Genomic DNA, 12,062 nt, shown 5'->3' with positions numbered 1-12,062 from the left:
GCATCGCCGATGGTAGTGTGGGGTTTCCCCATGTGAGAGTAGGTCATCGTCAAGATTCATTTCGCAAAACCCCTATCTGCGCATGCAGGTAGGGGTTTTGTCTTTTCCGGATCGGAAAAGATCAACCCCGTGATATGGTTCCCCCCCATATTCGCCCGCCTTCACGAGAGCGCCCAATGGCCAGCACGACCTCACTGCACCCAGGTTTCATGATCGTCCAGGGCAATCGCCTGGATGACCTGCGCAATCTGGTGGTGAGTGTGATGCGCCGCTTCCCCTTGGCACCGCTGGAAAACGAAATCGCCCTGGTTCAAAGCAACGGTATCGCCCAGTGGTTGAAACTGGCGCTGGCCGAGGACCCACAGGACGACGACCAAGGCGGCTGCGGCATCGCTGCCGCGATCGACGTGCAACTGCCCGGCAGCTTCATGTGGCAACTGTACCGAGGGGTGCTGGGCCGCGATGAAATCCCCGAAGTGTCGCTGCTCGACAAAGCCCCCCTGACCTGGCGCCTCATGCGCCTGCTGCCGGAGGTCATCGAGCGCCCGCACTTCGAGCCCCTGCGCCGCTTCCTCACCGACGACAGCGACCTGCGCAAACGCTATCAGCTGGCCGAGCGCCTGGCCGACCTGTTCGACCAATACCAGGTCTACCGTGCCGACTGGCTCAAGGACTGGGCTGCCGGGCACCATGTGCTCAACACTGCGCGTGGTGAACGCAAGCCGCTGGCTGCCGGCAACCGTTGGCAGGCCGAGCTGTGGCGAATCCTGCTCGAAGACGTAGGCGAAGAGGGCATGGCCCAGAGCCGCGCCGGTGTGCACCAGCGCTTCATCGAACGTATCAATAGCCTGGAGCAAGCGCCCGCTGGCCTGCCCGCGCGATTGATCGTGTTCGGCATCTCATCGCTGCCGGCACAGATCCTCGAGGCCATGGCCGGTCTGGCACGCTTCAGCCAGGTACTGCTGTGCGTGCACAACCCCTGCCGCCACCACTGGGGCGACATCGTTGCCGACAAGGACCTGCTGCGCCACCAGTACAAACGCCAGCAGCGCAAGCAAGGCATGCCCATGCAACTGGACGACGAGCTGCTGCACCAGCATGCGCACCCGCTGCTGGCCGCCTGGGGCAAGCAGGGCCGTGACTACATCAACCTGCTTGACAGCTACGACGACCCCGGCAGCTATCAATCCGTGTTCAGCGATGGCCGCATCGACCTGTTCAGCGACGGTGACCCCAAGAACCTGCTCAACCAGCTGCAGGACGACATCCTCGAACTTCGCCCCCTGGCCGAAACCCGCGAGCAATGGCCCCAGGTGGACCCTGCCAAGGACCGCTCCGTGCGCTTCCATGTGGCCCACAGCCCCCAGCGCGAAGTCGAGATCCTGCACGACCAGCTGTTGGCTCGCTTCAGTGCCGACCCCAGCCTGCGCCCGCGCGACATCATCGTCATGCTCCCGGCCATCGACACCTATGCCCCGCACATTCGCGCGGTGTTCGGCCAGCTGGAGCGCAGCGACCCACGCTATATCCCGTTCACCCTGACCGACCAAGGCCAACGCGGCCGCGATCCCTTGCTGATCGCTCTCGAACATTTGCTGAAGCTGCCCGACAGCCGTTTTGCCGTGAGTGAGGTACTCGACCTGCTGGACGTACCGGCAGTGCGCGCCCGCTTTGCGATCGAAGAAAGCGACCTGCCCACCTTGCACCGCTGGATCGAAGGCGCCGGCATTCGCTGGGGCCTTAGCGCCCGGCAACGCGCCACCCTCGGGTTGCCCGAGGGCCTGGAGCAGAACAGCTGGCGTTTCGGCCTGCGCCGAATGCTGCTGGGGTACGCGGTTGGCGTAGGCGAGGGCTGCGATGGCATCGAGCCCTACGACGAGATCGGCGGGCTCGATGCCGCCCTGATCGGGCCGCTGGTTGCCTTGCTCGACGCCCTGGACATAGCCTGCCAGGCACTTTCGCAGCCGGCCACGGCCACGCAATGGGGCGAGCGCCTGCATGCGCTGCTGCAGATCTTCTTCCTGGCCGAAAACGAGCACGACGAACTGCTGCTGGTGCAGCTCCAGGACCTGCGCGACACCTGGCTGGAAACCTGCGAGGCGGTCAGCCTGCAAGACCTGCTACCGCTCACCGTGGTTCGCGAGGCGTGGTTGTCGGGCCTCGACCAGGGCAAATTGTCCCAGCGCTTCCTCGCCGGTTCAGTGAACTTCTGCACCTTGATGCCCATGCGCGCCATCCCGTTCCGGGTGGTCTGCCTGCTGGGCATGAACGACGGCGACTACCCGCGCGCGCAGCCACCGCTGGACTTCGACCTGATGGCCAGCGACTACCGCCCGGGCGACCGTTCGCGCCGCGAGGATGACCGCTACCTGTTGCTCGAAGCGCTGCTGTCGGCGCGTGACCAACTGTACGTCAGCTGGGTCGGGCGCAGCATCCGCGACAACAGCGAGCGCCCAGCTTCAGTGCTGATCGGGCAGTTGCGCGATCATCTGGCCGCCGGCTGGCAACTGGCCAACGCCAAACCAGGGCAGAAGGACGATGCCGGGCAACAACTGCTGCATGCCCTGACCCAGGAGCACCCGCTGCAACCGTTCAGCCAGCGCTATTTCCAGAAAGGCAGCCCACTGTTCAGCTTTGCCCATGAGTGGCTGGTCCTGCATCAGGACGCCGCAGAGGCCCAGGCAGCCCATGCCCCGTTGCTGCCCTACAGCAGCGATGAGCCATTGAGCCTGATGCAGTTGCAGGATTTTTTGCGCCATCCCGTCAGGCACTTCTTCAGCCAGCGCCTGAAAGTCTACTTCGAAGCCCTGGAAGCACCCACGCCGGACGAAGAACCCTTCGCCCTCGACGCCCTGCAACGCTATGGCCTGAGTGAAAGCCTGCTGGGTGCCGCCCTGGCCGAGCCGGACAACCCCGAGCAGGCGCTGCAGGCCCAGGCCCGCCGCCTGCAAGCCTGCGGCCTGCTGCCGCTGGCCGGGTTCGGCGAGGCGTTGCAGACCGAGCTGATCCAGCCCCTGCCAGACCTGCTGCAACGCCACGGGCAATTGCTGCAGCGCTGGCCAACGCTGGTGGAAGGCGCCTTGCCGATCCACTTCGAACACGGCCTGCACCGCCTCGAGGGCTGGCTGGGCCGGGTCTACCAGGCCGACGACCAGAGCCTGCTGAGCATCGCCACCGTGCCCAACACCCTCAGCGCCGGGCGCAACAACCTCAAGTGGCACCGGCTGATCCCGGCCTGGGTCATGCACCTGGCCGCCTGCGCCTCGGGCTACCCGTTGCACAGCGCCCTGGTGGCCAGCGACCTGACTCTGCTCCTGGCGCCGTTACCGCAAGGCCAGGCCGCCGAACGCCTGGGCGAACTGCTGGTGGCGCGCCAGGCCGGCATGAACGCGCCCCTGCCTGTCGCGGCCAAGACCGCTTTCGCCTGGCTGGCCCAGGAAGACCCGGACAAGGCGCTTGCCGCTGCCGCCCGCGCCTACGAAGGTGACGGCCTGATCAGCCACGGCGAGCGCAGCGAAAGCCTCGCCCTGGCCCGCCAGTACCACGACTTCGCCGCGCTGGTGCTGGATGAAACCTTCGAAGGCTGGTGCGAAGCCCTGTACCGCCCCCTGTTCGCAGCGCCCTGGCAGACCCTCGGCAACCCGGAGAGCGCCCAATGAGCCAAGCCCGCCCGCTGGCCTTGAGTTTCCCCCTGCACGGCAGCCAGCTGATCGAAGCCAGTGCCGGCACCGGCAAGACCTTCACCATATCGGCGCTGTACCTGCGGCTAATCCTCGGCCACGGCGGCGAGCAGGGCTTTGCCCGCGAGCTGCTGCCCCCGCAGATCCTCGTAGTGACCTTCACCGACGCCGCCACCAAAGAGCTGCGCGAACGCATCCGCGCTCGCCTGGCCGAGGCGGGCCGGTTTTTCCGCAGCGAGCTGGACGACGCCGACCCGCTGCTGCAGCAGCTGCGCGACGAGTATCCACAGGAGCATTGGCCACGCTGTGCCAGCCGCCTGGAGATCGCCGTGCAGTGGATGGACGAGGCCGCGGTATCGACCATCCACGGCTGGTGCCAGCGCATGTTGCGCGAGCACGCCTTCGACAGTGGCAGCCTGTTCACCCAAAGCCTGGAAACCGACCACAGCGAGCTGCTCGGCCAGGTCATGCGCGACTACTGGCGGCGCTTCTGCTACGGCATGCGCGGCGAGTCCCTTGCCTGGGTGCGCGGCAACTGGGGCAGCCCCGATGCACTGCTGCCCCGCATCCGGCCCTTGTTCGGCCGGGTGCGCAGCGAACAGCACGACCAAGACCCGCAACAACTGATCGAAACGACCCTGCGCGAGCGCAACGAGCAGCTGCGCCAGCTCAAGGCGCCATGGGCCGCCTGGGCCGATGAGCTGCAGCAGATCTGCCGCGACGCCGTGGCCGCCAAGCAGGCCGACGGTCGCAAGCTTCAGGCGCGCTATTTCGAGCCCTGGTTCGACAAGCTCAAGGCCTGGGCTGGCGACGATCAAGCCATGGACCTCGACCTGGGCACCGGCTTCACCCGCCTGACCCCCGACGGCATGGCCGAGGCGTGGAAGGTCGGCGAGCCGCCGAGCCATCCAGCCCTGCACGCCATGCAAACCCTGCGCGAGCAATTGCAGGGGCTCGCCAGCCCCGAGGTGCGCGTGCTGGAGCATGCCGCCGCCTGGGTCTCGGCGCGCTTCGAAGTGGAAAAGCGCCGCCGCGCCGAAATGGGCTTCGACGACATGCTGCTGCGCCTGCAGCATGCGCTGGCCAGCGAGTCCGGCGAGCGCCTGGCCGGGTTGATCCGCGAGCAGTTCCCGGTAGCGCTGATCGACGAATTCCAGGACACCGACCCGGTGCAATACGGCATCTTCGAGCGCATCTATCGCATCACCGAGAACAACCCGCACACCGGCCTGTTCATGATCGGCGACCCCAAGCAGGCGATCTACGCCTTCCGCGGCGCCGACATCTTCACCTACCTGGCCGCCCGCCGCGCCACCGCCGGGCGCCTGCACAGCCTGGACACCAACTACCGCTCAAGCCAAGCCATGGTCGCGGCCGTGAACCGTGTCTTCCTGCAGGCCGAGGCGCGTGCTCAAGGCCGTGGCGCCTTCCTGTTCCGCGCCCATGGCGACAACCCCTTGCCCTTCGTCGAGGTCCGCGCCAAAGGCCGCAGTGAACAGTTGCTGATCGACGGCCAGCCCACTGCGGCGTTGCACTGCTGGCATCTGCAAAGTGACGAGCCAGTGTCCAACACCCTGTACCGCCAACGCCTGGCCGCCAGTTGCGCCAGCCATATCGTGGCCGTGCTCAACGGCGGCCAGCAGGGCGTCAGTGGCTTTGCCGGCAGTGACGGCGCACTGCGCCCGTGCCTGCCGTCCGATATCGCCATCCTCGTGCGCGACGGTCGCGAAGCGCAGTTGGTCCGTGCCGAACTGGCGGCCCGCGGGGTGCGCAGCGTCTATCTGTCGGACAAAGATTCAGTGTTCGCCGCCCAGGAAGCCCACGACCTGCTGGCCTGGCTCAAGGCCTGCGCCGAGCCGGACGCCGAGCGCACGCTCAAGGCCGCCCTGGCCAGCCTGACCCTCGGCCTGCCGCTGATCGAACTGGAGCGCCTGAACCAGGACGAGCGGGTCTGGGAAGACTGGGTCATGCGCTTTCGCCGTTACCGCGAGATCTGGCAGCGCCAAGGCGTATTGCCGATGCTGCGCCGCCTGCTGCACGACTTCCAGCTGCCGCGCAGCCTGATGGCGCGCACCGACGGCGAGCGGGTGCTGACCAATCTGCTGCACCTGGCCGAACTGCTGCAGCAGGCGGCCGGCGAGCTGGATGGCGAGCAGGCATTGATCCGCCACCTGGCCGAGCACCTGGCCAACGCCGGGCAGGCCGGCGAGGAGCAGATCCTGCGCCTGGAAAGCGACGAGCAGTTGGTCAAGGTGGTGACCATCCACAAGTCCAAAGGCCTGGAATACCCCCTGGTGTACCTGCCGTTCATCTGCACCAGCAAGCCGGTGGATGGCTCACGCCTGCCGCTGTCCTGGCATGACGACGACGGCATCGCGCACCTCACGCTCACCCCCGATGCGCAGCAAGTCGAACGTGCCGACGACGAGCGCCTGGCAGAAGACCTGCGCCTGCTCTATGTCGCCCTGACCCGCGCCCAGCACGGTTGCTGGCTGGGTGTCGCCGACCTCAAGCGCGGCACCCAGCGCAGCTCGCAGCTGCACCGCTCGGCCCTGGGTTACCTGCTCGGTGGCGGCCTGCCACTGACGGCCTCCAGCCAACTGGGCGAGTGGCTGCAGGCACTGGGAGCGAACAGCCCGGCCATCATCAGTGGGCCGCTGCCCGAGGCAGACGAGCAAAGCTACCGTACCCCGGCGAACGACAGTGAACTGTTGCCGGCACGCAAACCTCGACGGGCCGCCGCCGAGCAGTGGTGGATCGCCTCCTACAGTGCGCTGCGCGTCGGCGATCAAACGCTCATCGCCGACAGCTCCCAGGCCCAGCAACTGCTGGACGACGAAGCGCTGGACAGCCAGCTGCTGCGCGAAGTGCCGGCCGAGTCCGGTGATATCCACCGCTTTCCCCGTGGCCCCAACCCCGGCACCTTCCTCCATGGCCTGCTCGAATGGGCCGGCCTGGAAGGCTTCGCCGCCGTGAGCAGCCAGCCCGAGCTGATCGAGCGCACCGTGGGCCGGCGCTGCAACCGTCGCGACTGGGCCGGCTGGATCCCCACGCTCAGCCAGTGGCTGCAGCAGATGCTGGTGCAGCCCATGCCGCTGCAGGGCGCTACCCTGCAACTGGCGGCGCTGAGCCAGTACCAGATCGAGATGGAATTCTGGTTTGCCAGCCATCAGGTCGATGCCGTGCGCCTCGACCAACTGGTGGTTCGCCATACCCATGACGGCGCCGCGCGCCCGGCGCTGCAGCCGACCCAGCTCAATGGTATGTTCAAAGGCTTCATCGACCTGGCTTTCGAGCTGGACGGGCGCTACTACCTGGCCGACTACAAATCCAACTGGCTCGGCCCCGACGCCCAGGCCTATGGCGCACTGGCCATGGAGCAGGCGATCCTCGAGCACCGCTACGACCTGCAGTACGTGCTCTACCTGCTGGCCCTGCACCGACAGTTGCGCGCACGCCTGCCCGACTACGACTACGACCGCCATGTCGGCGGTGCCCTGTTCATCTTCCTGCGCGGCACCCACTCGGCCGGCCATGGCCTGTATCACGCCCGGCCGCCACGCGCGCTGATCGAAGCCCTTGATGCGCTGTTCCGTGGCGAGCACGCGCCCGCGCAGCAGGATCTGTTTGCTGGAGCCACGCCATGAGCCGCAGTCTCAACGACCTTCTACCGACCCCACTGCAGGCCGAGCACCTGAGTGCCCTGGCGCCGCTGCACGACAGCCACGACCTGCTGGCCCTGCTCGACCGCTGGGTGGAGCGTGGCTGGCTGCGTGCGCTGGACCGGGCTTTCGTCGGCTTCCTCGAAGAGCTCGCCCCAGGCAGCGATCCATTGGTACTGCTGGCGGCGGCGCTGGCCAGCCACCAACTGGGCCACGGCCATGTCTGCCTCGACCTTGCCCAGACCCTGGCCGAGCCGGACTTCGCCCTGTCGCTGCCGCCGGAAGGCGATGCCCTGGCCGGGCCGCTGCTGCTGCCTTCGCAGTTGCTGGCCAGCCTCGACCTGAACACCTGGTTGCAGCGCATCGACCAAAGCCCCTTGCTGGCAGCAGGCGGCAGCCGCGCACAGCACACGCGCCCATTGGTGCTCAGCGGTGAACGTTTGTACCTGCGCCGCTACTGGGCTTATGAGCGGCGCATCGACGGCGCCTTGCACGAGCGCCTGGCCCGTCAGCAGCCCTTGCAGGCAGACCTGTCGGCGCGCCTGGCGCAGCTGTTCGAAGGCGGTGCCCCCGGCAGTGAAGTGGACTGGCAGAAACTTGCCTGCGCCCTGGCCACCCGTGCCGGTTTCAGCGTCATCACCGGCGGCCCCGGTACCGGCAAGACCACCACGGTGGTGCGCCTGTTGGCCCTGCTGCAGGCACCGGCGGTAGAGCAGGGCCGGCCCCTGCGCATTCGCCTGGCGGCGCCCACCGGCAAGGCAGCGGCGCGCTTGACCGAGTCCATCGGCCAGCAGGTCGAGCGGTTGCAGGTCGACAGCGCGGTGCGCGCGCAGATCCCCACCGACGTCAGTACCGTGCACCGCCTGCTCGGCAGCCGCCCGGGCTCGCGCCACTTCCGGCACAACGCAGGCAATCTGTTGCCACTGGATGTGCTGGTGATCGACGAGGCGTCGATGATCGACCTGGAAATGATGGCCAACCTGCTCGACGCGTTGCCCCCCAATGCACGGCTGGTATTGCTGGGCGACAAGGACCAGCTGGCCTCGGTGGAGGCGGGTGCGGTGCTGGGCGACCTGTGCCGCGACGCCGAGGACGGCTGCTACTGGCCGCAGACCCTGGCCTGGCTGGAGCAGATCGGCGGCCAATCGCTGGCCAACAGCGGCCTGAAGCCGGGCGAAAGCCCGCGCAACCCACTGGCCCAGCAGATCGTCATGCTGCGCCATTCCCGGCGTTTCGGTGAAGGCAGCGGCATTGGCCAGCTGGCACGGCTGGTCAACCGCCAGCAGGCCCCCGAGGCCCGCGCGCTGCTGGCCAGCAAGCCCGATGACGTCTTCTGCCTGACCCTCGGCGGCGAGCACGACAAGCGCTTCGACCGCCTGCTGCTCGAAGGCCTCAACCGCGGCGCCGAAGGCCCGCAGGGCTATCGCAGCTACCTGCGCAACATCGGCCGCCTGCGCCCGCCGCCGGGCACCCCGGCAGAGGATCCGCGCTGGGAACAGTGGGCCGGCGAAGTGCTCAGCCGTTTTGAGGACTTCCAGCTGCTGTGCGCGGTGCGCAAGGGCGCCTGGGGCGTGGAAGGCCTGAACCAGCGGGTGGAGCGGGTGTTGCACAATGCCGGGCTGATCGACAGCCAGCAGCTGTGGTACGAAGGGCGCCCGGTACTGGTAACCCGCAACGACTACGGCCTCGGCCTGATGAACGGTGATATCGGCATTGCCCTGCGCCTGCCCGATGACCAGGGCCAGGCCCCGCTGCGCGTGGCCTTCCCGCGTAACGACGGCAGTGGCGGGGTGCGTTTCGTCCTGCCCAGCCGCCTGAGCGAGGTGGAAACCGTGTTCGCCATGACCGTGCACAAGTCCCAGGGCTCGGAGTTCAGCCACACCGCGCTGGTGCTGCCCGACGCACTCAACCCGGTGCTGACCAAGGAGCTGGTGTACACCGGCATCACACGGGCCAAGCACTGCTTCAGCCTGATCGAGCCCCGCAGTGGCGTGTTCGAGGAGGCTGTGTTGCGCAGGGTTCGACGGGTTTCGGGGCTGATGCTGGAACAACTGTGATACGGGCGTACCACGTTGCTGTGCTATCGTTGCGGCACTATCTGGCAACTTTTTGAGAGATTTCCCACATGACAGTGGCTGTCTCGGTCTTGAGGCGGGTGAAGGATTGCGCGCGCTCGCTGCTGATGGCCACGCTATTGCTGACCGGCGTGTGTGCCCAGGCGCTGGCTGGCGAGCCGAGCGCGCAGGCGCAGCAACGGGCCAAGGCAGTGACCCAGGTGGTGCTGGGCATCCTCAGCTATGCCCGCTGGCCCGCCGAACCCAACCCCCTGCGCCTGTGCCTGGTCGGCCCCACCGAATACGCCGACGACCTGATCAAAGGCACTGCGCAGAGTTCCGGGCAGCCACTGCAGGTGCGCCGCCTGCTGGCCGGCAATGCCAGCCTGGCCAGTGCCTGTGACGCCGTTTACATCGGCAAGCTCGACCCCGGCGAGCGTGATCGCCTGTTCCAGTCAATCAGCGGTCACCCGGTGCTGAGCATCACCGAAGCCGACGACCCCTGTACCGTGGGCAGCCTGTTCTGCCTGCGTGTCAGCGATCAGCAGGTGGCATTCGACGTCAACCTCGACTCGGTGGCGCGCAGCGGCGTGCGCATCCACCCCAGCGTGCTGCAGTTGTCGCGGCGGCGGGCGGCGCAGCCATGAGCGGCCCTGACCAGCGCATGCCCCGGCCGACCCTGCGAGCGGCGCTGGGGCGTGGCCACCTGGGCATTGCCCTGCTCGCCGCCGGCTTGGCCGGGGTGCTGGTGACCCTGCTCGGGGTGGCCGCCTTGCGCGTCTATGCCAACCACAACCTGCATTTGATCGCCCGCTCCATCAACTACACCGTCGAAGCCGCCGTGGTGTTCGACGACAGCCCAGCGGCCAACGAGGCACTGGCGCTGATCGCCGCGACCGAAGAGGTGGCCGAGGCCAAGGTTTTCGATAACGATGGCAAGCTGCTCGCCCACTGGCAGCGCGACGACCGAACCCTGATGGCGCGGCTGCAAAGCCAGGTGGCGCGGACCCTGCTGGAGCAGCCGGTCAACTTGCCGGTGCAGCACAAGGGCCAGAAGGTCGGGCATGTCGAACTGGTCGGCCAGGGCGGCAGCCTGTTGCGCTTCCTGCTCAGTGGCCTGGTGGGGATCCTGCTGTGCACGGTGCTCAGTGCGGTACTGGCGTTGTACCTGTCGCGCCGGCTGTTCGCCGACATCATCCGCCCGTTGCGCCACCTGGCCAGCGTGGCCCACGCAGCGCGCCGCGAACGCAGTTTCGACCGGCGCGTGCCGCAAACCCAGATCGCCGAACTCAACGAACTGGGCAATGACTTCAATGCCTTGCTCGACGAACTGGAGGTCTGGCACAGCCACCTGCAAAGCGAAAACGAAACCCTCGCCCACCAGGCCAGCCACGACAGCCTCACCGGGCTGCCCAACCGCGCCTTCTTCGAGGGCCGCTTGAACCGCAGCCTGCGCAGTGCCGAGCGCCAGGGCGAGCGCCTGGCCCTGCTGTTCCTCGACAGTGACCATTTCAAGCAGATCAACGACAGCCTCGGCCATGCCGTGGGTGACGAAGTGCTGATCACCATCGCCAGCCGGGTGCGCGCGCAATTGCGTGAGCATGACCTGGTGGCGCGCCTGGGCGGCGACGAGTTCGCCGTGCTGCTGGCGCCGCTGCCGGCGCGTGAAGATGCCCAGCGCATCGCCGAAAAGATCATCGCCAGCATGCAGCTGCCGATCCTGCTGGAGGATGGCACCCGCATCACCAGCTCGCTCAGTGTCGGTATCGCCTATTACCCGGACGACGGCCACGACCCGGCCAGTCTGCTCAATGCCGCCGATGCGGCGATGTACCAGGCCAAGCGCAAGCGCCGTGGCCATTGGCAAGTGGCGCAGACGGAACGCTGCGCCACGGATGTAAAAAGCACAGGAGCTGAACCGTGATCGACCGTTTGTTATCACTGCGTTTGCCGTTGTTCGCCATGGCCCTGGCCCTGCTCGCCCTCGGCGGCTGCCAGAGCGTACCGCCCAAAGGCCTGACTGCGGAGCAGGTGGCCGTGCTCAAGCGCGAAGGCTTTGCCCCTGTCGATGAGGGCTGGGCCTTCGACCTGTCTGGCAAGGTGCTGTTCGGCAGCGACCTGGACGGCCTCAACCGCCAGAGCGAGGACATCGTCGAGCGCATCGGCAAGGCTCTGCTGTCGGTGGATATCCAGCGCGTGCGCATCGACGGCCACGCCGATGCCTCGGGCAAGGCTGCCTATAACCAGCAGCTGTCCGAACGCCGCGCCCAGAGCGTGGCCAAGGCGCTGGTCGGCATCGGCATGCAGCCGCAGAACATCCAGACCCGCGGCCTGGGCAGCAGCCAGCCGGTGGCCGACAACCGCACCAGCGCCGGGCGCATGGAGAATCGCCGGGTGTCGATTGTGGTGGCGTCGGACTGAACACTGCGTGATACCTATCGCGGGGCAAGTCGCAGCGGCGAACCGTCGCTCCCACGCAGACATCGGCAAACTCACGTGGGAGCAACTGTCTTGCTCGCTACTCAAACAGCTGCGCGATCCCTGTGGGAGCGGGTTTGAACTGGCCTAATGATTTTGGACACCTTCATCGGGCGCTATGATGGCGCCCAATTGGAGGCAAAATCAGTGCGTAAATCTTATTCAAGAGAATACAAAGTCCAAGCTGC

Annotated in this window: 6 protein-coding genes; all 6 read left to right on the top strand. The window is 67.0% G+C overall.

Annotated elements, in window-relative coordinates:
* Nucleotides 1–176 precede the first annotated feature (176 nt).
* The 6 genes from recC (at nt 177) to ABE459_RS24220 (ending at nt 11,817) form a co-directional block, all read left to right on the top strand.
* Nucleotides 177–3,659 carry an exodeoxyribonuclease V subunit gamma gene (recC, locus tag ABE459_RS24245; protein ID WP_323833930.1) on the top strand — a complete coding sequence of 1,161 codons (3,483 nt, stop codon included), beginning with the start codon at nt 177–179 and terminating at the stop codon, nt 3,657–3,659.
* Nucleotides 3,656–7,327 (top strand): exodeoxyribonuclease V subunit beta, encoded by a 3,672-nt coding sequence (recB, locus tag ABE459_RS24240; RefSeq protein WP_323833932.1) that lies wholly within the window; start codon nt 3,656–3,658, stop codon nt 7,325–7,327. Before recC ends, recB begins: the two co-directional genes overlap by 4 nt.
* Complete coding sequence (gene recD / locus ABE459_RS24235) at nt 7,324–9,399, top strand: exodeoxyribonuclease V subunit alpha (protein WP_323833934.1); 2,076 nt, start codon at nt 7,324–7,326, stop codon at nt 9,397–9,399. The genes recB and recD overlap by 4 nt, the downstream gene beginning before the upstream one ends.
* A gap of 68 nt (nt 9,400–9,467) precedes the next feature.
* Nucleotides 9,468–10,043, top strand: coding sequence for a YfiR family protein (locus ABE459_RS24230; protein ID WP_323833936.1), 576 nt, complete (start codon nt 9,468–9,470; stop codon nt 10,041–10,043).
* Nucleotides 10,040–11,320 (top strand): diguanylate cyclase, encoded by a 1,281-nt coding sequence (locus tag ABE459_RS24225; protein ID WP_258705151.1) that lies wholly within the window; start codon nt 10,040–10,042, stop codon nt 11,318–11,320. Before ABE459_RS24230 ends, ABE459_RS24225 begins: the two co-directional genes overlap by 4 nt.
* Before the next feature lie 38 nt (nt 11,321–11,358).
* On the top strand, nt 11,359–11,817 hold the full coding sequence (locus ABE459_RS24220) for an OmpA family protein (RefSeq protein WP_258706647.1): 459 nt from the start codon (nt 11,359–11,361) through the stop codon (nt 11,815–11,817).
* The last annotated feature ends 245 nt before the right edge of the window (nt 11,818–12,062 follow it).

It is taken from the genome of Pseudomonas sp. TWI923 (assembly GCF_039673365.1).
Lineage (GTDB): Bacteria > Pseudomonadota > Gammaproteobacteria > Pseudomonadales > Pseudomonadaceae > Aquipseudomonas > Aquipseudomonas sichuanensis.
Note: the sequence above shows the minus strand (reverse complement) of the source record. Positions and strands in the feature narration are given on the sequence as shown.

Excerpts from the sequence above, each read along its gene's own strand:
- ABE459_RS24220 (WP_258706647.1), top strand. The coding sequence starts at position 11,359 with ATGGCCCTGGCCCTGCTCGCCCTCGGCGGCTGCCAGAGCGTACCGCCC.
- recB (WP_323833932.1), top strand. The coding sequence starts at position 3,656 with ATGAGCCAAGCCCGCCCGCTGGCCTTGAGTTTCCCCCTGCACGGCAGC.
- recC (WP_323833930.1), top strand. The coding sequence starts at position 177 with ATGGCCAGCACGACCTCACTGCACCCAGGTTTCATGATCGTCCAGGGC.
- ABE459_RS24230 (WP_323833936.1), top strand. The coding sequence starts at position 9,468 with ATGACAGTGGCTGTCTCGGTCTTGAGGCGGGTGAAGGATTGCGCGCGC.
- ABE459_RS24225 (WP_258705151.1), top strand. The coding sequence starts at position 10,040 with ATGAGCGGCCCTGACCAGCGCATGCCCCGGCCGACCCTGCGAGCGGCG.
- recD (WP_323833934.1), top strand. The coding sequence starts at position 7,324 with ATGAGCCGCAGTCTCAACGACCTTCTACCGACCCCACTGCAGGCCGAG.